The organism is Mariniflexile ostreae (genome assembly GCF_042427585.1).
Taxonomy (GTDB): Bacteria; Bacteroidota; Bacteroidia; order Flavobacteriales; family Flavobacteriaceae; genus Pseudalgibacter; species Pseudalgibacter ostreae.
In genome coordinates, this window is record NZ_JBHMFC010000031.1 from 1 (window position 1) to 25,811 (window position 25,811).

General features: G+C 35.7%; 18 protein-coding genes. 3 read left to right on the forward strand and 15 right to left on the reverse strand.

Annotated features, from left to right (window positions below):
- Positions 1–125 precede the first annotated feature (125 nt).
- A complete protein-coding gene (locus ACFFU9_RS08295) occupies positions 126–686 on the forward strand; it encodes an IS630 family transposase (protein ID WP_379860960.1) in 561 nt (186 codons plus the stop codon).
- Between the two features lie 126 nt (positions 687–812).
- Here the strand turns inward: ACFFU9_RS08295 and ACFFU9_RS08300 are convergent, their stop codons facing one another.
- The 4 genes from ACFFU9_RS08300 to ACFFU9_RS08315 all read right to left on the reverse strand — a co-directional run bounded on the left by ACFFU9_RS08300 (position 813) and on the right by ACFFU9_RS08315 (position 5,950).
- Positions 813–1,697 carry a carbohydrate kinase family protein gene (locus ACFFU9_RS08300; RefSeq protein ID WP_379860936.1) on the reverse strand — a complete coding sequence of 295 codons (885 nt, stop codon included), beginning with the start codon at positions 1,695–1,697 and terminating at the stop codon, positions 813–815.
- Complete coding sequence (locus ACFFU9_RS08305; RefSeq protein WP_379860937.1) at positions 1,698–3,197, reverse strand: mannitol dehydrogenase family protein; 1,500 nt, start codon at positions 3,195–3,197, stop codon at positions 1,698–1,700. It abuts the gene before it with no gap.
- Between the two features lie 5 nt (positions 3,198–3,202).
- On the reverse strand, positions 3,203–4,918 hold the full coding sequence (locus tag ACFFU9_RS08310) for a purine-cytosine permease family protein (protein ID WP_379860938.1): 1,716 nt from the start codon (positions 4,916–4,918) through the stop codon (positions 3,203–3,205).
- Between the two features lie 162 nt (positions 4,919–5,080).
- On the reverse strand, positions 5,081–5,950 hold the full coding sequence (locus tag ACFFU9_RS08315; protein WP_379860939.1) for a hypothetical protein: 870 nt from the start codon (positions 5,948–5,950) through the stop codon (positions 5,081–5,083).
- Between the two features lie 253 nt (positions 5,951–6,203).
- Here ACFFU9_RS08315 and ACFFU9_RS08320 point away from each other — a divergent pair, with 253 nt between their 5' ends.
- A complete protein-coding gene (locus ACFFU9_RS08320; protein WP_379860940.1) occupies positions 6,204–6,944 on the forward strand; it encodes an NUDIX hydrolase in 741 nt (246 codons plus the stop codon).
- Between the two features lie 122 nt (positions 6,945–7,066).
- On the opposite strand, the gene ACFFU9_RS08325 is transcribed toward ACFFU9_RS08320, so the two are convergent.
- Positions 7,067–7,864, reverse strand: a complete 798-nt coding sequence (locus ACFFU9_RS08325; RefSeq protein WP_379860941.1) for an undecaprenyl-diphosphate phosphatase — start codon at positions 7,862–7,864, stop codon at positions 7,067–7,069.
- Between the two features lie 453 nt (positions 7,865–8,317).
- On the opposite strand from ACFFU9_RS08325, the gene ACFFU9_RS08330 reads away from it, so the two are divergent.
- A complete protein-coding gene (locus tag ACFFU9_RS08330; RefSeq protein ID WP_379860942.1) occupies positions 8,318–9,838 on the forward strand; it encodes a glycoside hydrolase family 26 protein in 1,521 nt (506 codons plus the stop codon).
- 148 nt (positions 9,839–9,986) lie between these two features.
- On the opposite strand, the gene cysI is transcribed toward ACFFU9_RS08330, so the two are convergent.
- The 10 genes from cysI to ACFFU9_RS08380 form a co-directional block, all read right to left on the reverse strand.
- Complete coding sequence (gene cysI, locus ACFFU9_RS08335; protein WP_379860943.1) at positions 9,987–11,687, reverse strand: assimilatory sulfite reductase (NADPH) hemoprotein subunit; 1,701 nt, start codon at positions 11,685–11,687, stop codon at positions 9,987–9,989.
- A gap of 42 nt (positions 11,688–11,729) precedes the next feature.
- The gene (locus tag ACFFU9_RS08340; protein WP_379860944.1) at positions 11,730–13,550 is read right to left on the reverse strand and encodes an assimilatory sulfite reductase (NADPH) flavoprotein subunit; all 1,821 of its coding nucleotides are present in this window, start codon (positions 13,548–13,550) and stop codon (positions 11,730–11,732) included.
- A 19-nt stretch (positions 13,551–13,569) separates the two neighbouring features.
- A complete protein-coding gene (locus ACFFU9_RS08345) occupies positions 13,570–14,205 on the reverse strand; it encodes a peroxiredoxin (protein WP_379860945.1) in 636 nt (211 codons plus the stop codon).
- A gap of 290 nt (positions 14,206–14,495) precedes the next feature.
- On the reverse strand, positions 14,496–15,389 hold the full coding sequence (locus ACFFU9_RS08350) for a LysR substrate-binding domain-containing protein (protein WP_379860946.1): 894 nt from the start codon (positions 15,387–15,389) through the stop codon (positions 14,496–14,498).
- A gap of 168 nt (positions 15,390–15,557) precedes the next feature.
- A complete protein-coding gene (locus ACFFU9_RS08355; protein WP_379860947.1) occupies positions 15,558–16,520 on the reverse strand; it encodes a tRNA dihydrouridine synthase in 963 nt (320 codons plus the stop codon).
- Positions 16,521–16,667: 147 nt separating this feature from the next.
- Complete coding sequence (locus ACFFU9_RS08360; protein ID WP_379860948.1) at positions 16,668–17,426, reverse strand: phospholipase A; 759 nt, start codon at positions 17,424–17,426, stop codon at positions 16,668–16,670.
- A 393-nt stretch (positions 17,427–17,819) separates the two neighbouring features.
- Positions 17,820–21,488, reverse strand: a complete 3,669-nt coding sequence (locus ACFFU9_RS08365; protein ID WP_379860949.1) for a metallophosphoesterase — start codon at positions 21,486–21,488, stop codon at positions 17,820–17,822.
- 8 nt (positions 21,489–21,496) lie between these two features.
- Complete coding sequence (locus ACFFU9_RS08370; RefSeq protein WP_379860950.1) at positions 21,497–22,735, reverse strand: Pycsar system effector family protein; 1,239 nt, start codon at positions 22,733–22,735, stop codon at positions 21,497–21,499.
- A gap of 797 nt (positions 22,736–23,532) precedes the next feature.
- The gene (locus tag ACFFU9_RS08375) at positions 23,533–24,651 is read right to left on the reverse strand and encodes a hypothetical protein (RefSeq protein ID WP_379860951.1); all 1,119 of its coding nucleotides are present in this window, start codon (positions 24,649–24,651) and stop codon (positions 23,533–23,535) included.
- 24 nt (positions 24,652–24,675) lie between these two features.
- Positions 24,676–25,809 (reverse strand): DUF5074 domain-containing protein, encoded by a 1,134-nt coding sequence (locus tag ACFFU9_RS08380; protein WP_379860952.1) that lies wholly within the window; start codon positions 25,807–25,809, stop codon positions 24,676–24,678.
- Positions 25,810–25,811 lie beyond the last annotated feature (2 nt).

The following is a 25,811-nucleotide window of genomic DNA, read 5'->3' on the forward strand; positions in this document are numbered from 1 at the left end:
CTTACTCCGCCATTATCTAATACAACATTTTAAGACCAAACTAAAAAGCCCTAGAAAATCGCATTACAAAAAGGATGACCATGCTGAAAAAGCGTTTTTAAAAACCTCCTAATACGCTAGATGACATTAGATTAAGTCTAAATAAAGATAGTTATGAAGATGTAAACCTCTACTTTCAAGACGAAGCACGCTTTGGAATGATGAATCATTTAGGAAGCTATTTAACCGCCTCTGGAGTAAAACCAATAGTGACCTATCAGCATGTTTTTAAGACAACATACCTTTACGGGAGCTACTCGCCCATAAATGGAGATAGTTTTGTTTGGGAAATCAATGGTGTGGACAACAAAATATTTGAAGCATACCTTGGAGCGTTCTCCAACTATAAACCAAAAGAATATAAAATAGTGGTTATAGATAACGCAGGGTTTCATTCAACTAAACACATAAAAGTACCGAAAAACATATACCTATTAAGAATCCCCCCTTACAATCCAGAACTAAATCCTTGCGAGCAAGTTTGGCAGTACATTAAAAATAGATTTAAAAACCAACGCTTTAAAACAATGCAAGATTTAAAAAAATGGCTGCATGAAATGATAAATGAAATGAAAGCTGAAACAATCAAATCAATTACAGGAAATCATCATTATGTAAATTCATTTATAACGACTTTTAAAATTTAAATTGGTATTACACAGATTTTAGGTACAGTGTTATAGCATCCTACAAAAACACAAGAAAGGTTTTATGTAGTACATAAAACCTTTCTTTTTTGAATTGCTATTAATCTACTTAATTATCCAATAAACTTATTTAGGGCAAATAAATTTATTAATATCGTCTTTATTTATTTTCGGATTAGCACCCTCACTTCCAGCAACTAAGGCCCCAATGGCACAAGCAAAATCTAAGGCATCTTGAGGCTTACCATCTTTGAGCAACATATTAATTAGAGACGCTAAAAACGAGTCTCCCGCACCAACCGTATCTACCACCTCTATTTGATAGCCACTATTATAATAATACGTATCGTTACAATATAAAATCGCACCATGGCGCCCTTTTGTAACACAAATCGTTTTGGTATTGGTATGCTCTGCTATAAACTTAATATTTTGTTCTAAAGAGTGTGTTTTAGAATCGAACAAGTCTCCAATTTCAAAAATTTCATCATCATTAAATTTTATAAAATCTGCCGCTTTCATTAAATGATTTAAAACATCAATAGTATAATAAGGTTCTCTTAAATTAATATCAAAAACCTTATATTTTGCCAGCTTCAAAAGCGCATACAAAGTATGCCTCGAGGTTTCGTCTCTAGCCACCAAACTCCCATAAATAAAAGCATCGGCATTACGCGTTATGTTTTCAGTGTTTTCGTTTAATTGAATATTATCCCAAGCACGAGGAAATTTAATATCATAGGAAGCTGAGCCTTTTTGATTTAGCATCACCTTTACCTTCCCTGTTTTCAACTTCTCGTCTACCTGCAGATTTTCTGCATACACTCCTTGTTCAATAATGTATGCTTCAATTTTTTTTCCTTTTTTATCGTTTCCTATTCTACTAATAATAGAAACATGATTATCTAACGATTGTAAACGTAGGGCAACATTTAAAGGTGCCCCTCCTATTTTTTTATGTGCTGGAAAAACATCCCATAACACCTCGCCAAAGCAAACTATATTTTTCATTTAATGGTTATTTAAAACGTTAGTATTAATATCTTTTACACATGTTTCTACGCCGTTATTTACAATATTTTGATAAGCACTGGTGTAGGCGTTAACAAACACCTTAGCGTCTTTTAATTTTCCAAAAACAGAATCTATCTCTAAAAAAGCTTCTGGATAGTCTATTGCCGCATTGGCTTTTTCATTTAACGCCGCTTTCATAGCGTCTTTAATGGTTAATTCCTTACCACTTTCATCTTTACCTAAGCTGTAAACGGCCCAAGCCGCCGTTACAAAAGCCGCCAGTTTTACGGATCCTTTTTTTTCTAATTGTGCATTTACAGTTGGCAAAATGAAGATTGGAAACTTAGCAGAAGTCTCTGAACAAATTCTATCGATTTGGTCTTTAATATTGATATTCCCAAACCGTTCTAACAGTGATTGTTTGTAATTATTTAAATTAACACCTTCTAAATCACCTAATATAGGTGTAACCTCCACATCCATATAGTGGTTTAAAAACGCACTAATATTTGGGTTACCAACTGCTTCATCTATGGTCTCATAACCTAGCAAAGCACCAAGAATACCCAACACAGAATGTCCTGCATTTAATAAGCTCAGTTTCATTTTTTCGTAAGGCACGACATCTTTCACAAATTGTGCACCTACGGTTTCCCAAATAGGTCGTCCTGCTATAAAATCATCTTCAATAACCCATTGTTTAAAAGGCTCGCATACCACCGGCCAAGCATCATCAATACCTGTAGTCTCTGTTAAATAGTCAATATCACTTGCAGAAGTTGCCGGAGTTATCCTATCGACCATAGCATTGGGAAAAGACACATGTGCCTCTATCCAGTCCTTAAGCTCAGGTTCGGCTCTTTTAACATAACTTAATAGCATGTTTTTGGTCATGTGGCCATTTCCTTGAATATTATCGCAAGATTGGATGGTACAACCTTTTAATCCACGTGTTTTTCTTAGTTTTAAAGCTTGTGTTAAATATCCAAAAATGGTTTTGGGTGCATCCGCATGCTCTAGATCATGTTGAATCAATGGATTACCAAAATCGAATGCTTTAGTAGCTTCATTATAATTATAGCCGCCCTCTGTTATGGTTAATGAGATGATTTTAACCTCTGGACTAGCCATTTTTTCAATCACTTTAATCGGGTTTTCTGGAGCATACAAGCACTCTACTATTGCACCAATCACGCGCGTAGTATGGCTACCATCTAATTCTTTAACAATTAAGGTATATAAACCATCTTGTTCTTTTAAGGTATGATATATTTTGGTATCAAAATTCAATAAGGCCACTCCACAAATCCCCCAATCTGTTATCGATTCATCATGCAACAACTGATCTGTATAAAGAGCTTCATGCGCTCTATGAAAACCCCCAATACCTACATGAACGATACCGGTTTTAATGGAGCTTCTATTATATGTGGGACAAGGAATTCGATTTGCAATTTCTGCCAAATTCTTCTGATTAAGTTTTAGGATTTTTTCCATGATATTTATTTTTTTTGATTTTTGCTGCGTTTTAGCGCCCAATATGCGGTTATAAAGTAGATTAAAGTACAGATGAATGCATAGCGATAAAATAGCTCACGATTTTCAACATACATCGTTTCATTTGAACTGCCAAAAAGAACAATACTGGCAAGAATAAGGGTAATTAATAATACAAGAACAGAAACAGTTCTTAATACTTGGGTAAAAATTGAGGTGTCTTTTATAAAAACAGGCTCCAATTCGGCCTTTTGCTCTTGAAACGTCTCAATATTTTCATTACGCATGCGCTCTTCTTCTACGGCCTCAGGATATTTGTTTTTAGCGCCATAACGTCCAGCCAAAAATGTATAAACAATAATGGTGAACACCCAAGTTGGCAAAAACAAATAAAAGAAAGACATCACATTTAAGGCATTTAAACCAAAGCCAAATACCAAGCCCGAACCCCACGAAGCAATAGCAGGTGTACTAAAGGTTAATTGGCGGTAGTGCGACCAGTAGCGTGTATAACCAATTCTAGGAAAGATTTGATGTTCGGCAAAAACTATTGCTCCTACCGGCACCACCAATAACCCGGCATAGGTAAGCAAGGGAAGCATTTGTGAAAACACAAAAGGGAAACATGCTACCACCATAGTGACCAGCCCCACCAGTAAGGTTGTTTTACGTCGCGATTGTTTGTTAAAAATGGCCTGAGCAGCCAAGCCCGCTCTGTAAAGGTTAGCCACGGCCGTGGTCCAACCCGCCACGATTACAATAATAAAACCAGACCAGCCTAATGCGTAATAAGCCACATCGCCAGGATCAAGCTCTACAATGGATTTTCCAATAATTACAGCAGCCCCTGCGCCCATAATTCCTGCAGATATCCAAGCCACATAATGACCAAACATCATGCCTGTACTTGTGGCCAATCCGTAAGATTTCTTTTTTGCAAAACGCAGTAAAGCCATGTCAATAAGTCCAAAATGTGTGATGGTATTTGCTGCCCATGCAAAACCGATAACCTCTGTAAGTCCAATGCCAGGCTCGCCATTACTATTAACCCCCGTCCATATCGATTGATCGCCCAAATTTATAAAATCGCTCCAGCCATTTGGCAAGGGCCTACCTAATACTTCTAAAGATAATGCTGGCAATAAGACAAAGGCTCCGCAAGTAAACATAACAAATAACCATGGTGCGCAAATTCCGGAAAAATCGGAGACCGCATTAAATCCGTATATGGCAATAGCCACCACCACAGAACCCACAATTAACACAATTGCTATAAACCATAAATTTGTTGGATACCAATTGAGCTGTGCTGGAATATTAAAAGCAAAGCGGACGGCAGTTGCCGATACCGTAATCATGGCTGCGGAAATAACCGTAAAAATTATAACATTTGCCCAATTATAAAGCTTCGTCATGGAGTCTCCCGCTATCTTATTCAAATAGGTATATAAACTCAAGCGCGTATCGACGGCAATTGGAGACGTAATAAGTGTCCAACTAAGCACGGCCAAAATATTACCTATCAATAAGCCAAGTAAAATATCTTTGGTTGTTGCTCCTAATGCCACAAAAGTTGCCCCGATAACAAATTCTGTAGCAGCAACATGCTCGGCAGCATACAATCCTGCAAAGTGTGTCCAACCATGTAATCTGTGCTTAGAAATTGGCAACTGTTCTTCTTCTAAAGCTTCGAACTGCTTAAAGTTATTGGATGTGTTCATGGGTTTGTTTTTTTTAGAATTAACTTAACTTAGTTGGTGTTTTTTGAATTCGCTTTCATGTTGGACCATAACATTTAGCAATAAGTAGCATTAAACAAAACCATCTTTCACTTAAAGCAGCATGGTTCAATTAAATGGCAATAAAGACCTAGAATAGGTGCTTTAAAATAAAGTAATATCTAGCTGTAAAACTGTTTTTTCCTGTTCTGGATTCCACATAACAGTAACATTTACAGGTAATTTATAACTTTTTATTGATATATCATTACTAAATGTCGCACCAATGTTAATTATATTTCCTACACCATCTGTATAAAACGTTTGATCTGTTATAAAAGACCATGCTCCACCAGCAAAAAGAGATAAGCTTGAGTTTTGATTATTCCAAACCTTACTACTCACTTCAAAATAATGTGTCCAAGAGTTTTTTAAGACACCATTATCGTGTAGCTCATAATCTCCAGAACCGCCTCCAACAATGGTTGCCAAATAAACTAAGGTGTTTGGCGTTATGTGATATCCAAAACCAACATCTACAAAATTATATCCCTGAGTTTTATCATAACTCCAAAAATGTAATTTATCACCCCTCTCCTCTACTCCAGTGTAATTATTATGTGAAATAGCTTCAATAAAGAATATTTCAGAGAATCGATATTTTGCATAAACAGCCACCTCTTTATAATAGGCACTAGCATGTTCTCCTGTATAGGGGTTAAATACATCTATAGTAGAGAAACTAGAACCACCCCAAAGGCCCATGGTGAATTTATTATTACGTGAGTTATACTCTAAATCTGCAGCAATTACAGCACCAGGATGCACTACAGAACCATGCCATATATGCATGTTTTTTATATGAGCGCCTATACTAAAAGGGACATACTTATCACCTGTTTCCTCCTCTTGCGCCGAAAGAAAACCAACACCAAAACACAAGGCACAACACATCATTTTTAGACGAAAATGATTCGACTTATTTGTCTTTTTACTTACCCCAAACACTAACGAAGATATTACTAGGTTTCTCATATGCCTTAGTTTTAATTATTGAAAAACAACAAACGTCATTTGTACGTTTATTTTTCAAATGTATAAAAAAATAATATTATAATCCTAATTAATATAAAAAATATATACAAAAATATCTATAAGCTATGCTATATTACCTCTGTTATATTAATATATCTAACAAAAACCCTTACTAACGTATAAATTACGTTTGATTATTATTTTATATATTAGCATTATACAAAACAAACTTGTTTTGTAATTAAAACACATTATGGAAGAACTTGATAAAATATTAAACATATCTGTAGATTGCGTTGTTTTTGGATATGACATCACCACAAAATCCCTAAACGTCTTGCTAATAAAACGTTTTCTAGAATCAGAAAATAAAAAAGAGATTTTGGTTGACGATTATGTTTTAACGGGCTATCATGTACTAAATAAAGAAACTTTAGACGATACTGCATCTCGGGTATTAAAAGAGCTTACAGGTTTAACTAATCAATATAAAAAACAGTTTAAAGCCTTTGGAAGTCCAGATCGATTGATGAATGAAAAAGACCAAATCTGGATTAAAAGTGAAGGGTTTAATTTAAGGACCATTACTATTGCGTATTACTTTCTATTAAACACAGAAGAGGTGGATTTAAAAAAGAACAAACACCAAGCCAAGTGGTTCCCCATCAACACCCTACCTATTCTAGGTTTTGACCATGAAAAAATAATACTAGAGGCTTACGAGGATTTAAAAGTAAAATGCCTGCGTGAACCCATCATATTTGAACTACTCCCAGATAAATTCACCATAAATGAAGTACAAGATTTATATCAATCTATTCTTGGAATAGAAATAGATAACAGGAATTTTAGACGAAAATTAATAAACAAAAAATATATTATTGCTTTAGATGAGAAACAAATAGGCATATCTAAAAAACCAGCACAGTTATATATGTTTAGCAAAGACATTTACGATAAAATACATAAAACAAATTACTTAATCAGCATTTAACCTATAAAAAAGCATGATAGTCTCTTATAGAACGCAGCCCAAAGAACCAAAGCTAAGGTTCTTCGTCTTTTTTAGAACTAAAGAGAATTCATAACACCCACACCCATAAGCTTACCAGAACATTAGCTATTATAAAGTGAAAAAACAATTGCAATTAATCCCACAGCAACACAATACACAGCAAAATAGGTGAGTTTACTTTTTTTAACCAATCGAATCATCCAAGTACAGGCAAACAAACCAGAAATAAAAGCCGCTATAAACCCGATAAAAAGAGGCAAAGCACTACTGCTTTCATAGCTCAACTCACCACTTAAAGCGTCTTTGGCCACTTTGCCCAAAATTAATGGCACCACCATTAAAAAGGAAAAACGCGCCGCTTTGCTTTTATCATTTCCTAAAATAACGGATGTAGAGATGGTGGCACCAGACCTTGAAATGCCAGGCAACATAGCGATGGCTTGAGACACACCAATAACCAAAGCATTCCCAAAACTTACTTTTTTATCTGTGTCTTTTGCTTTATCTGCTAAAAACAACAGCACAGCCGTAACCAACAACATACAACCTACAAGCAAGATATTGCCACCAAAAAGAGACTCTAATTCCTCTTCAAACAATAAGCCGATAAAAACAGCAGGAATCATGGATAAAATAATTTTAGTTACAAACTGCAAATCTTCGTTCCAGTCCAGTTTAAAAACACCTTTAAGGATACTCCAAATGTCTTTTCTAAAAACAACAATAGTACTTAATGCCGTTGCAAAATGAAGCACAACTGTAAAAAGCAAACTCTCTTTAGGAGCAAAGTCGTCTCCCAAAACAACCTTTCCTATTTCCAAATGACCGCTAGAAGATACAGGTAAAAACTCTGTAAGTCCTTGAATAATGCCTAAAATAATCGCATCAATTACATCCATAAATATATTTAATTATTCGTTTTTTTATCTAAACCTCACAATTATAAACATGTCTATAAACTTTATAGTTTGTCCAAAAGTTTTATAATTGGCTTGCAAATTAACAACTTTAATTAAACCTATTTTGTTAATAACATCTAAATACTGGGAAATTATAAAGATTCAAAACCTGACGCCTTCTTTCTAATGGTTAAAACCTAAATGCCGTATTCAAGCTAATACCTCCTTTACTTGAAGTCCCGCAACTTATAGTTCGTTATGGGAGCATACAGCTCGTTAAATACTCTTAAAAAACAAAGCTTTCTACTCTTACAAAAAGGGAGGATAATTATCTGCAACATTTTAAAAAAAACAACGTTATTAAAAATTAAATTATGAAATTTGATTCCTTTAATCAAATAAAAGGAATACGGGAAAATGTATCGGCAAACCATCATCTTATTATTCAGTTTAATGCTTTTTTTTAATGGTTTAGCAAGCTCTAATATAAAAGAAAAACCACCCCTTACAACAAAAGCTGTCGCAAGCGTTACCGCAACCTTCAACCCTTCAAATGATTCTGGTAAAACTGGCAAATTTATTATCCGTATCACAAACCCTGTAAGTGCGCCCATCACTTTCATTTTAAACTTTGGTGGTAATGCAATGAGCGGCCTAGATTACAAACCTCTTCCTCATACTGCTACAATTCTCCCTAGTAAAACTTTCGTAGAAATTCCTGTGATTTTATTTCCAAATACATCTAAAAACAATAAAACGTTGGAACTCACCATATCCAATTCGAACCATAGCGATGCCATTATCGGCACCCCGCACCATGCCTCCATAACAAACCTTAAAGCAGCGGCGCCCAACTTTACACTAAAACCAAAAGAGGCATCCTTTTTTATGGTTAATCCCAATGCCACTCACGAAACCATAGCGTTATTTTACAACCTCAAAACCATTGCTCAAACAGGCTTTATCGTAGGCCAACAAGATGCTTTTACTCATTTTCATAAAAAAACAAATGGAGAAGCTGACATAAAAAGCACAACAGGGCATGACCCCGGACTTTCAGGACTTGACTTTATGTTCATAACTGATGATCAAAACATTGCAAAAGATGGCAATTGGTTTTATAATCAAGAAAAAGAAATTATAAAAAATGCACAAGATGGGTACAACAGAGGAATCGTTAATATGTTTTCTTGGCATTTTAGGGAACCCTTTGAAGGACAGTATTTTTTCGCAAAACAGATGTCAAGATATCAGAAACAAAATGCTTTAGTAAGTATTTTACCAGGGGGTATTAATCATGATTATTACAAACAAAAATTACAAAAAATAGCACGCATAACAAAAGGATTAATTGGAGATGACGGAAAAAGGGTTCCGATAATTTTTAGACCTTTTCATGAATTCGATAGCGACTGGTTCTGGTGGGGAAGAAACTACTGTACACCAGAACAGTACAAGGCCTTATTTAGGTTTACGGTAAAATATTTACGTGATGACATGGCAGTAAACAACATGTTATTTGCCTTTTCTCCAGACAATAGATTCAAATCGGAAGAGGACTATTTAGAACGATATCCTGGAGATGAATATGTGGATATTTTAGGTCTCGATGATTATAAAAATTTCAAAAAAAACCGTCCTTCGGGTTCAAAAAAAGCTAATAAAAAACTGCAAATTATTTCTAAATTAGCAAAAGAACGTGTTAAAGTGGCGGCTTTAACAGAAACAGGACATCCTATTGAACAAGGAAGAAGCCGCCTAAAATCTAATCTCTATACCAAACTATTTTACGAAGCCTTAACTAAAAAAAATATTGAAATCGCTTTTATGATGTTTTGGAGCAATACTGAAAAAACGTATTATACGCCGCCAATTGGCACGTCTGAGGCCGATGATTTTATTCAGTTTACTAGACAAAAAAACGTTCTTTTATTGGATAAAATGCCAAACATGTACACTTTGCCCAATTGGTAGTCTTAATTATAAAACAAAAAGCCAAAGTTTCTTAAAAATAAAGAAACTTTGGCTTTTATCTTGTGAATTGCCTACCCCTACAACCAATAATCTATAAAATATTTTAACGCCCCTGTATCTGATTTAGATTTAAAAAAAATCGATATTTTTAGGAAAGCACTTGTAAAGGACGATTTGTTACTTCAACCAGTCCTTTCCGTATTACGAAATCCCCAAAAGCTTCTTCTAGAGCTCTCTCTGCTGCGTAGGCCGCTATTATGGGGTCTAATTCCGCAAGAATATCCTCCTCAGACAGCATTTCTTTATAAAGTGAATTCAACCTATCTCCATTATGGCTAGCACCTAAATACATATTGTAACGTCCAAGAGCACGCCCTACAAAACCGATTTCTCCCAAAGATGAACGAGCACAATTATTGGGGCACCCTGTCATTCTTATATTAATTTCATCATTTTCAAGACCATTTTTACGCATAATAACGTCAAGCTTATCGATTAAAGACGGTAAATAGCGCTCAGATTCAGCAAAGGCTAGTCCGCAAGTTCCCAATGCCACACAGGCCATAGAGCTTTTTCTAAGCCCCGTTAATTTGGCATGATCCTTAACTCCATTTTCCGTTAAAATAGCTTCAATCGTTTTTTTGTCTTTCTCTTCAACATCTCCAATAATTAGATTTTGGTTTCCCGTTAACCTAAAATCACCCTTATGAATTTGGGCTATTTCTCTTAAAGCTTTTTTTAAAGTATACCCCGCTTCATTTTTTACTCTACCATGTTCTACAAATAAAGTATAGAACCATTTATTGTTTATCCCTTGCAGCCAACCATACCTATCTCCGTTTGATACGAATTTGTAAGGGAGCGAAGGCGCTAAGCTCCAACCCAGACGAGTATTCAACTCATTTACAAACCACTCTAACCCACGATCATCGATGGTATGTTTTAATCTTGACAATTTTCTATCCGATCGGTTACCGTAATCCCTTTGTATGGCTATTACTGTTTCTGTTACCTCAATAACCTTTTCCTTTGGAGCAAAACCAATAACATCGGCCAATCTCGGATAGGTGGCGTCATTACCAAAAGTGTTTCCTAAGCCTCCGCCAACACAAATATTAAACCCTTTAATGGTGTTATTTTCTTCGATAGCAATAAGACCAAGATCATTGGCAAAAACATCAATATCGTTATTTGGTGGAATGGCCAGCGCTATTTTAAATTTTCGCGGCAAATATGTATGATTATATAAAGGCTCAAAATCGGGTGTTCCAGCCACTTTTTCCTTATTCAACCAAATTTCATGATAGGCAGTGGTTTTGGGCAGAAAATAACTACTGATTTCACCTGCCAAGGCATACACTTCTTCATGGATATGCGATTGATGTGGATTAGGGCTGCACATCACGTTCCTGTTTACATCGCCACACGTTGCAAGCGTAGTCAACAAGACATCATTCACCGCTTGAATGGTAGGCTTTAACCCTCTCTTTAATATCCCATGAAATTGAAAGGCTTGTCGCGTCGTTAATTTAAGCGTACCATTAGCATGCTCGTCTGAAAGCGCATCCAATGCTAGCCATTGCTTAGGCGTTGTAACACCACCAGAGGTTCTTACCCGTACCATAAACTGATATAAAGGTTCCAGTTTTTTATGTTTCCTTTCCCCCTCAAAATCCCGATCATACTGTTGATAAGACCCATGATATTTTATAAGTTTCATATCATCAGGGGCTAGAGCACCCGTTAAGGGGTTCTTAAGGCTTTCTTTAATCGTCCCCCGAAGAAAATCACTTTTATCTTTAATATGTTCGTCTTCCGATAAGTTATCTTGTACTAATATTTTGTCCATAAGCATATTTTGTGTGGTATCAGAACATGATCCTGAACCAAGTTAATAAATATCTGCTTGATATCGATTTGATAGTTGAAGATTTTTAATGTACTGCTCTGCCTTTTCGAGCGTTACCCCTCCCTGTTCCTGAATAATTTGTTTTAACGCCACATCCACATCCTTCGCCATTTTATCAGCATCACCACAAACATAAAAATGCGCGCCATTTTCTAGCCAATCGTACAACTCTTTACTGTTTTCCAACATTTTATGCTGTACGTACTGTTTTTCTGTTTGATCTCTAGAAAACGCTACATCTGCCTTTGTTAACACCCCTTCTTTAAGGTATTGTTGCCACTCTGCCTGATACAGGAAATCGGTTGTAAAATTTCGATCACCAAAGAAAAGCCATGAAGGCGCCTTTTTTTCAGAAACCTCAAGCTGCTGCATAAAGGCTCTAAAAGGAGCCACGCCAGTACCAGGCCCCACCATAATAATGGGCGTATCAGGATTTTCTGGAAGCTTAAACCTGGTATTTTTATCTACAAATATCTTCACCTTATCATCAACCTCTAAACGATCGGCAAGTGTAGACGAACACTGCCCTTCTTTATCTCTTCCAAAGGCATTATAACGCACTACCGACACCAACAGGTGCACCTCATCTTCTACAGCTTCCTGTGACGATGCAATGGAATACATCCTTGCCGTATTATTTTTTAAAACCGATATCAATTCGTTCGCCGAAAACTCATAAGGCTCTTCATGTATCAAATCTAGAACATCACGCCCTAAAAGATATTCAGCAATCGTATTATTGTCTTTTAATATGTCTTTTAGACGCGCACTATCAGTAAGTTCCGCATATTTCGATAGTGTGGGTTTTGATAAGGGCGTCAATTCATAATCATAGGTCAGCGCCTCTAATACGGTTTTTTCACCATTATGCGTAGACACCTGCTCCTCTCCAGTCAGGTTTGTTGCCTCCAAAACCCCTTGAACCAGTTTAGGAGCGTTCGATCCATATACGCCCAAGGCATCGCCCGGCTCATAGGTTATACCAGACCCCTCAAGGTCTAGCTCTAAATGTATCGTTTCTTTAGAAGAACCTGTAGCATTAAGATTGATTTTTTCTAGAATAGTTGCCTCAAAAAGATTTTTCTTATCGTAAACAACAGCATTCGCAGGAGCGGCAACACTATTCGAGGAATCTGGAACAGAAATGGGGCCAGAAGATTGCGCTATGGTATCCAAAAACAGAGTTTGCCAAGCTTCTGCCAAATCCTCATAATCCACATCACAATCTTGACGTGGGACTATGCGCTTAGCTCCTAATGTCTCTAAAACGGCATCAAAATCTTTTCCGGTTTGGCAAAAATCGACATAACTGCTATCACCAAGTGCCAGAACCGAAAAATTGATATGCGAAAGATCTGGGGCTTTTTTGCCATGAAGGTGCTTATGAAGGTCTTCTGCCTGCACTGGGGGTTCTCCCAACCCATGGGTACTTACAATAACGGCCAGATTTTTTATGGACTTTAAATTTCTGGTTTTAAAAGAAGCCATATCTAACACCTCTACTTCAAGGCCTCTTTCTTTTGCCTGCGCTGCCATTTGGTGAGCCAAAGCTTCACTATGGCCCGTATGGCTACCAAATAAAATGTTTATTTTTTCTGGCACAAGCGCAACACCAGCAGTTGTAGCTGTTGGCACTTGGCTATCTGCAGCAGTAGCAGCTATGGAAGCTTTCTGGTTGAGACCCGAAAAAAAGCCGCTCAACCAATGCAATTGCCCAGAATCAAGTCCAGACAACGCATCATTAAGTTTTTCTGCTTGGCTATCGTTAAACGGCCCCCTTTCTAATCCCTTTTTCAAATCCATGTTTTAGAATAATTTCAAATTATTTGTTAGGCTGTGGCGTATACCTTAAATAAGGTTTAATAACACGGTGCCCTTTAGGAAAACTAGCTTCAACATCTTCTTGTTTTACTGAAGGTGAAATTATTACATCTTGGCCTACTTCCCAATCTACAGGTGTGGCTACACTATGCCCAGCAGTAAGCTGCAAAGAATCTAATACGCGCAGTATCTCTGTAAAGCTTCTTCCTGTAGACGCCGGATAGGTAATAATCGCTTGAATTTTTTTCTCTGGACTTATAAAATATACCGAGCGCACGGTTGCTGTTGTAGAAAAATTAGGATGGATCATATTATAAAGCGTGGCTACATTTTTATCTGTATCGGCTATTATTGGAAACTCCACTTTGGTATTTTGGGTTTCGTTAATATCATTAATCCACTTCTTATGATCCTCAAGACCATCTATACTCACAGCAATTACCTTCGTGTCTCTTTTTGCAAACTCATCCTTTAACTGCGCGGTACGCCCAAGTTCCGTTGTACAAACAGGGGTGAAATCGGCAGGGTGCGAATAAATAATGCCCCAAGTGTTTCCTAGCCATTGGTGAAAATCAATTTCTCCCAATGTGGTTTGGGCTTTAAAATTTGGTGCGTCGTCTCCTATTCTTAAACTCATTTTTTTAGATGTTTTAGATTAAACTGTTTAAAGATTATTCTCGTTTTTTAATGGTTCAAAGTTAATGTGAAACAAAACGAATCGCTAATAGCTAATTTTAATCTAGCATAACCTTAAGTTATAGTGCTAGTTTAATTTGGTGTATCCATTCGATATAAAAAAGAGAAGACAAGCAACAGTTGTTATAAAATAACGCCCTGCTATTCTTTTGCTCTGGAAATTATCAGGAAATTTAAAGCTTGGTGGGTTGTAAAAAAAATAAAGTCTTTGGTATTCGTTTTCAATCTGGATTACACTTTATGATTCCGAACCAAAAATTGAATGAATAAAGCAGGCAAGCCCATCTCTGGCCCTTGAGGAGTAATAAAGTAAAAGTTTCTATGAATGGGCATTTTTTTGATTTCGATGACTTTAAGCATATTGTTTTCCAATTCATTATATATAGCATGAATTGAGATAAAAGCCATACAATTAGAATGCTGTAAATAAGACTTGATTGCTTCTGTGCTTCCCAACTGCATTTCCACTTTTAGATCTGAAAGACCAATTCCTTTTTGTTTTAGGGCATCTGCAATAACCTCCAAAGTACCAGACCCTGGCTCCCTCATAAGCAGCTGGATGTTTTTTAAATCTTCTGGATGTATTTCGTCTTTTTTAATGGATCCGTTTTTACTGCTGCATACCAGAACAATCTCATCTTTTAAAAAAGGGGTGTAATGAATTTCACGTCTTTTGGATTTACTCTCTATAATCCCCAGCTCTATGGTCTTATTGAGCAATGCTTGTTCAATCTGTTCCGAATTACCATTTAACAGTTCCACTTTTACATCCCTGTGCATGCTATGAAACTGCGCGAGCAAAGAAGGCAAAACATATTGTGTAATAGAAGTGCTAGACCCTACATGCAATGTCCCTTTAAGCGTTTTGTTAAATTGATTTAGATCAAATTCTATTTGGCGGTATATCTCATGTATTTCCTCCACATGTTTAAGCAATACTTTACCCGCTGGAGAAAGTGCTATTTTATTTCCTTTCCTATCAAATAAAGCCAAATTAAACTGGCTTTCCAATTCTTTAATATGTTTGGTTACGGCAGGTTGGGATATGAGCAATTCTTCGCCAGCCTTAGTAAAATTAAGTCTTCTGGCAACAGTATAAAAAACTTTTAAGCGAAAATTGAACATATACAATACTACGAATAATTTTATAATGAATATTGAAATAAACAAATGGATGACTTGTAGTTCAAAATAAAGCCATCTTTACAACTTGAAAAAATCTTAAATACAAGTCTTTACAATGCTCAATACACCCCTTACCTTTTATTCATTAAGAACTCCTAGTCTTGCTATTTAGAGTCTTTCATTTTTCATCTCTGCACTCAAGATTTGATTAACAGCTCTTCTATACTTAATAGGGTTTGTGGCTTTTTTTATAGCTTTATACGTTTTCTGAGGGTTTGATGTCGATTGAGAAAAGAACTCCCAAAACCCTAGCATTTTCATTTTTATAGGTGTTGGCCCAGATAAGTACGCGTCGTATTGCTGATAAATGGTATCATGAAATTCTGAGAAAACATCCCATCGGTTTTTAGGATATTCCGTAGTGTTATTTTTTATCATACTGGGCAAGAAAGGATCTGCAATTAAGCCACGTCCTATCATAAAATGATCGATAGTTTGAAAACGTTCTTCAATAGCCTTAAATGTAGAAACACTAATAATATCGCCATTATAATACAACTTGTGCTTGGTGTTAGTGATGCATTTTTCGAAAGCATCTAAATCGACAGGCCCTTTGTAAAGCTGTTTTCCTATGCGAGCATGAATCGCAATGTTTTTAAGCGGGTATTGATCTAAAATAGGAAAGGCCTCTAAAATTTCTTCTGCAGTGTCATAGCCCATTCTCATTTTCATAGATACCAATATATCGGTTTCGTTATGCGCTTTATGTAAAACCTCCTTAATTTTACTAGGATTGCAAATTAAGCCAGAGCCCATCCCAGATTTAGTAACCATGGGATATGGACAGCCTAAATTCCAATTTAGTTCTTTATACCCTAAACTCTGCACATATTTAGCAACATACACAAACTCGTCCGCATCATTCGTAATCACTTGTGGGATTAACTCCAAATTCACATTGTTTTCTGGCAATAAGTCGTTTTGATAGGATTGTTTAATTTTTAGTTTGCCATTTAATCTAATATAGGGCGCATAAAAGGTGTCGATGCCACCAAAATAATGATTGAAAGCGTTACGAAACCGATAATCGGTAAACCCCTGTAAGGGCGATGAAAGTAGTGTGAAAGCCATCTTTTTATTTAGTAAGACAAAGGTAATATATTAGACTCAAGTTTATAACCATGACGGTGCGGTTAAACCACTTTTTAATGTTAAATCGAAAACACGAAATAATTTATGGCCCCGTTAAAAGCAAGATATAGGATTTTACAATCTCATCTAGAAAATGCTAAACTCATTTGATTTGATAACATAGCCAATACGGATCATACTACGTGATTCTTTGTATTCCAGTAAGCCTTCTGCCTGCCCAAGATACCATTCTAACATAAGGTATTGGTTAGATTTGTTATTCGTAAAGGGACTATAATAAACCCGAGACCTAATAGTGCCCTTACCCTCCAAATTCAATCCTTTTCTCAACATTAAATTTAGATAAAGCTTATCTTTTTTTAGCTCATGCTCTATATTCACTTCCGTAAGCCCTACATATTCTAACAGATCTGGATTTCCATCCTTATATGCAAATGGTAGCCAAGCTTTAAAATTCGCAGTAGTCTTTTGAGAAATTTTGGTAGTATAACTTCCTACTAAACGGTTCCAGCTTCTTGAGTAAATACTATCCCGTCCATTAGATTCGTGTTCTAACGAAAGTATTGCAAAACCTTTTAGTCTATCATTTTTAGAAAAAATAGGCTTTCCAATGGCAAGTTTAGGATGAAAATTAATATCTCTAAAAGGAGACGAATCTTCATAAACATTCCAAAAAGACTTTTGGGTATAAGTTAAAAACAGGTAAGTACCCCAAGGCAGCTGATCTCTTGTTATGGTTTGTTTAAAGCTTATCTGATATTTTAAATTTGCCGTACTACTGTTTATTTCCATATTGGTAGGAACACCAGAAATAAAATAATTATCTTGATGAATAGAGAAATACGGCACATTACGCACAGAATCTTTAAACTGTTCCCTGTTCATGTGTTGTGCATGAACCAAAAATACTCCTATTAAAAAAAAGGTTAAAATGCTAAATAAATGTTTGCTACTTGTTTTTTTACACATCGTTTTATTTGTTGTTATCCTCTTATTAATGAGACATTTGAAATGCTTACCTAAAAACACCCTGTTCTAATCTAATTACTCCATACCCCTAAGGACACTCTACACTATGCAGTTACTGATAATACCCTGTAAACCATCACTAACAAATTAACCGACTAAACCATGGCCAACGCAACTCCCAATAGACAGTTTATAGCATAAAAAACACACGCTTTAAAAGAACTAAAATATCTAATCTTAGCCATAGGGGCGACGCAAAACCAGTTTTGCAGGTTTTAAAGCTTTACGTTCTTATAACCTACAGTGTTGTTAAAATTGAAACCCTAGTAAGAAAGAGGCCCTTACACCATCTGCACTATTAAAAACACCTAAATTTAACGACAGCATTTCGGCTCCTGTTACAAACACACCCCCTCCATATGAATTGTTCCATTTACTAGAAGTATCATGTTCCATCCATACTCGTCCATAATCAAAACCTCCATAAAGACCTATACGAATGGGTACCACGCTTGTTTTTAAATTACTGAAGCTGTAGCGTATATCTGTATTTTGATAAAATGAGTTCTTACCAGAAAAACGTTGATTTCTATAACCTCTTAGCCCGTTCTCACCTCCGATGCTTGCCGCTTGATAAAACTCAAAATCATGACCAAAAATAAAATGACTTCTTAACTTTGTTGCCAGCACCAATTTTTTTGAAGGATTTAAATGATGCGTAAAACTGATTTCCGGAATAAGATACCCGAAACTTCTATTCTTAATATCTAAGTTCGATTTATACCCTAAGTTTAAAGCTGTTTTCATTCCTATTGTGGGGTAATCTTTCACATCGTAATTTTGAAATAAATACGAGGCATGCACCCCAACAAATTGCACTTCGTCAAAAATATAATGAGGCAATAGCGCATTGTTTTCCACAAAGCGGTTACGAGTTTCACTTACTTCAACAGACTCATAAGAAGCACCAAGCCCGATTACCGCTCCTAAATGACCTTTCCATGTTAATGAAGGCGCCAATTTTAAGCCCCTTACTTTAACACGGTTGTAATTTAACCCTAACTCATCATCGCTGTTTGGGGTTTCATTCCCGTATCCAAAGAAATTCAAACTAAAATTTGAACTTTGAAATTCAGAGTCTATCACTAAGTTTAAGTTATGGATAACATGGGCAAACTCTCCAGTATAAGCGAGCTCATAACCATTAGTAGCAAAATAGTACGCCGCATTTATTTTATGCTGACTTGTAAATGGGTTTCTTTCAAAACCATACCTAGTGTATAGGTTTGAAAATCCAATTTTTAAACCATCATCTGGATTTGCGCCTAAAATAGGAAGCACTTGATTGGTATTGTTTTTTAGCTTATTATAATCATATACATTAGTTTCGTAATGATCGTTTAATCTTAAACTCGCCTTTTTTGCTTGATCGATAGTATTCTTTTTAGTTTTATAATCGTATATCACTATATTTTTTCCATTTTCAACCGTATAATCATCATGGTTCTGGCCTCCTATTAGGCGTATTTTTATTTGCTTACTCTTGCCAAAGACTTCAAAAGTATCTTCATCGTCTAATGCATAAATCCATATTTCCTTAGTTAGTTTTGGATCGTATTTTTTATAATGAAAGCGATCGGTATAAGCATCTCCTTTTTTTCTAAAAATGGAAACCGCTACCGTTCCGTCTTTTTCACTATTAATTTTTATATAATCATCTTTATTTGTGCCCTTTATTACGGCAACTTTATTGATTAGCTTAAAGTACCTATCAGCTATTTTCTGCAAATTAGCACGCCTGTTTTTAAGAATATCTTTTATTTTTACAATATCTTGATCCTGCACTTCCTTTGGAATATCTTCAAATGCCTTATCAATAACAGCGTCTGTGATTCCTTGCGTAATGCTATTCACTTGCTCATCCCAAACGCTTTTATCTGCCGATGTTATTAGAGCCATATCTAAAGGAAAAGGTTCTACATTAAAGCCTTTTACATCTTTTAAGTCGTTTTCATATTTTCGCAAAAGCTTGGCAGCAGGAAGCGCTTTAACGGCTGTACCGAGTAGAAACCCATCAGACATTTTAGAAAACACTTGATCTCTATCTCTTGGTAATGGCCTATAAACGGTTTTATTATTTTCTTTAAATTCTAACCACCTCCACTGGTCTTGGTGCCTATCCCAGTCGCCAATAAGCATATCGAACAATCTTGCTTTTATGTAAGACTCTTGATCGACTACAATGTCTTCATCAGCATGTATTTCTTCTAAAACATCTTGCGTACTTATAATACCGCCTGTAAAATGCTCACCAGCCAAATTAAAATGCCCATCCGAACCGTGTTCTTCAACTAAATAAAGCTCATTTCCAAAGTCCGTATTAAAACGTCCCAATGCTTTTTGTTTTGGCACATACAATAACTGTGGATTGGTATGATAAATTCCAGCGGCATCAGACAGTTTTGCTATTGTTAATGGCGCATAAGGATGCGCTCCAGTAAATATATCGAGAATTAAAGCCGCAGATTTTGTATTCTGAAAATCATCTTCAATATATTTGTTTTTAAAAAATGCAGCTTGAAGATATTGTACTGCATTTTTTCTTACCGCACGCATTACATATTGTTTTCCTCCTTTGGTTTCCAATCGTAATGATACAGATTGTGTACCTCCGCCTTTACGAATTGGCGTTACGCCTCCAAATAAAGTATCTAAGCGCACTGTTTTGGCTTTCACAGGGGTGCTATATTGTTTTCTATACCGTTTTCCCCATAAAAACTCATACACTTTATTTTTTCTGGTTTCAGCTGGAGTATAAATGGTAGAGGAAATAGAATCTGCATCTATCGTGTTAAAGGTATCTTGCACGACTTCAATATCTTTATTTAAAACAGCCGTCTTATATTCTACAGTGTTCTGGTCTGATGATATAAATTGCACAAATGACGCTCCATCGGTAAAGACATCTAAAACAGCATAACCCTGCACTCCATAGGCAAATTTCCCTCCCTTGTTTAATTTCGTTGCAGACGTTTTAGAACCCGCACCACTTATTATTTGTGGTATGTTGTTTTCTACCAAATATTGCAAACTATGATCGTGGCCAGATACAAAAATGACCTTATCATTTTGTTTTGCAGCAGTAACCAAATTTTGTTGCAATTCATTATAGAACTTGTTTTGTAAGTCGGCGTTTGAAATCCCACTTGTTTTTCGGATAAGATTTTTTAAAGACCCCAAAACCGGTAGCGGTTTTAAATGAGAGTTCAAATCGTATTCTCCAGAATGTGGCCCATTACTAAACATAGGGTGGTGAATCGCCACAAGTGTAGTTTTTCCTCGTGCCTTTTTAATTTCGCTTCTAAACTCCTCTAAAAACTCATGTCTTGTTTTAATCTCGCAGTCATCATTAATAGTGGGGTGTTTGTCCCAATTGGTTACATACCATTGTGAGTCTACATAAATCACAACACTATTTTCGTCGATATCTCTGGTTTTTATAGGACAACCATCTTTTGGCAGAAAAGAATTTTTTCCTAATTCATTTTCCACAAACTCCTGCTGTCTCTTTAACCCTTTAAGTCCGTTGCTATACCAATCGTGATTTCCTGGAATAAAAACCGTTTTACCTTTAAAGGTTTTCCCTAAGTCGGTTTGCAGTTTTAGCCGGTAGCCCGCCAAAGCGCTTTTTTCACTCGTCTCCTTCGGCATGCCGTTAGGGTAGACATTATCTCCTAGAAAGAGCACCGTGGTGTTTTCTCCTTCGGCTTGTAATTTGCTCTGCAAAGCCTCTAAAGTAACATTTGCGGCATTATGCTTTGTGTTTCCTGCATCACCAACAAGATAAAAACGATGTGCCAAAACCTTATTATTTGGGTACTCTAATGCACTTTCATGGCTCACTTGTTTATTATAGGTGGCACAATTGCTTAACATGGTAAAGACGAACAGAAATATGTATATTTTTAGCGCTTTCATTTTAAAGATTAGGTCCAATAAATTAAAAAATGAGATAATATGGCCACCCCTAATCCAAAGAGAAATATATATAAGGAAAGCCTAAGGTGTACATATTTTCTATGTAGTATTTGAGATTGATAATAAAAATCACGAATCATAGACGTGTATAGGTAATCTTTATCTTGAAGCATTTGCAAAAAGGCCCATTCGAAATCACGATATTGCATATTATGAAAATTTCCAAAATAGAGTAAATTTCCCTTTTTACTTCGAATCTCTTCTTCGGTAAAATTTCCTTGTGTTTTATTTGGTGCAATAGAAATAATAGCAAAAGTTATCGATAATAAATTTACTATGGAAAAAATAATGGATGGAACATAATCATTAGATAATTCGGCTGACGATTTTCCTATTATACCACTTAAAATTAAAGAAAGAATTATAGAGTTTACAGTAATCATAATACTCGCCTTGGCATCTACCATTCTATTTAAGGTATAATGATTTCTTGATGTATTTCTAAATAAAGTTTGGATTCCCCTATCGTCTCTTCCTTTTATCTTGCCTAAATCTTTCTTTAACTTTTTAATTTCTTCGTCACTAATTTTAAGCTCCTTTTGTAAAATTAAATTATTTTGATTTTCGAGAGCTTTCCGCTCTTTTTTTAAGCTCTTATACAACTTATTAATTTTAGGTTGCACAACGGTTTGCCCAAAATTAGTGGTTGTTTTGTAGCTTTCTAAAATATTAATAAGCACATCATACCAGTTGCGTTTCGAGAACTTAAGATCCTTTAAGATCATTTGCTCATACATTTGTTTCAAGCGATCCCGACCTTGGTTACAAGCGAAATCCATAATATTAGCGTCTGAAATTATTTTAGCTTCTAATAATTGTGGCTCATTAAAGGGAAAAGATTCTATAACAATAGTTTTTACCTTATTAATAATTTCACTTTCCAGCTCGAATTTCTCCTCCATCTCCCTAACAACCTCGCCTACAGATATTTCTGCGTTTTTAAAATCAAATGTTTTTGATTTATTTTTGGCCTGTTCTATATTAATGATATAGTTAGCTATGCGTAAACAATTGAAGTCGATATTTTCAATCTGATCCTCCTTAATTATCTTTTCAATATTTTTCTCAATGCGATAAACTTTGCTAATCGTGGTGTAGACATTCACTTCTGAATTGCTATCTAAAACCTCAAACGTATAGTCTTTTATGGCATTTATTTTTTGTTGTAATGTATTTTTTTCCATCATTAGCTTATGTGTTCATCGTAATTAGATACTTCTTTAATACTACTCCTTTTTTTATAATGCCTTCCACTGTTTTAAACAGGATGTTATTTAACGTTGTGATTTGATTCTGACTTCCATAAAATCCTATCAAATTTTGAAGCCGCTTTTCCGATAAATTCACCAATCCAGCAACATTGAAACTAAAGGCTATAGTGATTTTTAAAATAATCAATAGCTTCTACACGACCCTTATTAAGACTATGGCATACATTCTTATAAAAAATTATATTTATAGACGCTAATTTGTGGTCTTTCTTACGCTTTATGCTCCTTTAACATACAAATTTAGAACGCTTGACATGGGTAAATCCCAAAAAATAGCTTTTACACATCTAAACAGCCACTTATAACAGAATCTATGTTGCTAAAGCCGCTAGTTACTGCAAAGATATGCTTTTATAAAAAAAGACTCCTTTATTTGAATAGGCCCTTTGGCTCTAAACCCTGTTTTAATTAAATTACCCTCTTCATCTTGCACAGCCACGCAAAACGTTATAACACCGGACTAAATAAAACGCATTATTTTTTCTAAAACCACCCAAATTCCTACACATAATATTCAGTAATCAATAAAATGGTTCTTATTTAAAGTGAAAAACAATAAAAAAGCACCTCTAAAATTTAGAAGTGCTTGATTTTTAGTTTTAAAAATCACATAATGATCTTAAAGACTAGTGTACAAAGGTTTTGAAGCCGATAATATGCTTATCCTTTAAAAAGAAATACCGATCTTAATGTGATGCAATTTTAAATCGGTCTTAATTCAACAAACTTAAGTCGGCCACACCGGCAACTTCCGTAGACAATTCTCCCAACCAACCCATATTGGCCTGTATTCCGGTTTGAATCTTTATAAAATCAATGCCACTTAAATGCACAGCATTACCCGCTTCATCCACGGCATCTGCAATATTTATTTTATCTCCACCTGGCGTGTTATCGGCATAACCGTAATCAAATGGCGCACTCGTAATCATAGAAGGATTACTTCTATCAATATTCATGTCTGACAATAATGTACCAGAAATAGTATAAGAGTCTTCTGTAATCCATTCTGGATAATATGCTTGTTTATGAAACGCGCTTTTTAAAACTACACCTGTATTCCCTTTATTATCTTCCCATGCGACATCTCCTTCTACAGTTTCGGGTCTAAAATAAGTTACCTTATAATCTCTAAGTGTTCCTTCTTCTGCATGTGCACTTCCTTTAATTTCATACCAAGTATCATCTGCTAACCCATTGGCATTCTCATCTTGCATGACATAAATAACACCAGGTTCTGAGAACGTTGAAGAAGCATTACCATAGATAATAAAATCATCTTCATCTGCATTATTAATAACCGTATGATCAAAAGCATAACTTACAGCACCTCCCCAGGCCCCTAAAGTTACTGAGCCTTTTTTTCCAATAATACTTTCGGCACTTGCTATATTTCCAGGGTTTTTATTAATAAACTGGCCAGGCGCTGGAAGATATTCTATAAGCTGAGAAACATATGCATTGCTGGCCTCTGTAATAGGCCTTATTTTAGCGGCAACATGTATGGTGTACTCGTAATTAAATGTAGTTGTGGCATTAGAAGCCTCATAGTAAAGCTTATAATCCCCAGAGTGGGTTGGCTCGAAAAGATACGTATTCGTATTCGACACGACATTATCGCCCAACGACCATTTTTCTTCATACACCGCGTTATTTTGATTTACTGCTGAAAAAACCATGCTGTCGCCAACACTTAATTGCTGCGTATTTTCTTCAATAGACATTGCGATTTGAGGTTCTAAAATTTCAACAGAATCATCTTCACTACAAGACGACAATACCAGTGCAAAGCCTAAAAAAGCTGCAATTAAAAAGTTCTGATTTCTTTTCATTTTTATTATATATTATGTTAATTATTAATATTTAAAAGCAATATGTGCAGGTATGTCGCCAGTTTGAACGGTCCATTTCAACTCGCCATCTGGCGTGAAACAATGTAGATTTCCAGGCGTTACATAATCTTTTGCATCTGTAATAAACACCTCATCTGTTTCAGGATGCACTGCAATTCCATAAGGCATTTTAATAAGGTCTTTATGTTTTTCGGCAATAAAGGTTTTGTCTAAAAAAGTTTCCGATTGCGTGTCCAACATACTATATAAAATGCTATAATCGCCAGTGATATAGCTAAACTCTGAATTATACATATAAGCGATATCCTTATGAATGACCAAGTTACTAACACCTATTTCAAAACTTGTTTTCACAGTTTCTGTATTGGCATCTACTACCACTAACTTAGAAGGCGTATCATAATAATCCCCTCTTGAGGTAACATATAAATCGCCTTCACTATCTAGCTTCAAGCGATGTAGGTTTAGAGCCACTTCTATACGTTTGGTTTCTGTAAACGTATTAATATCAATAACAGAAACTGTAGACTCATAATTTGGAGGACTATAACCTCCGGAATTGGCCACATAAATTTTATCATTATAGGCCACCAGTTCTTCGGGCTGGCGTCCAACCTCAACACGACGTGTGATGCTCAGGCTGGTGGTGTCTATTTCGGCCACAATTCCATTTGGAGCGTTAGGGTCCCCTATACTTCCCAAATAACTACTCAAATAGGCTTTTCCATTATAAAAAGCAATGTAGCGACCATTATCGATATCAATTTTTTTAAGCCTCTTGCCTGTATTAGCATCAAGTACTTCTACTTTATTAGAAGCGTTCACCACCACATAAAGCTTAGAACCGTAGATACCAATAGCGCTCCCAACATCCCCTAGACCACCTACTAAGTCGGGATTCGCCTCTGTAAACACATTTCTTTTATAGTCTCCCGTTTCATAATTCATAAAATCTAAAGAGGCTTTATTCATGGACATATTGCCTTCATTCAATAAATAAAATCCTTTTACAAGAGTAGCTGGTTGGTCTTCCCCTCCTTCATCGGGGATTTGTATATCACTTTCCGTAATGGGGTCGTCGGTTTGGCACGAATACATTCCGAAGAAAATCATAAGTAATAAACAGCATTTTTTCATGT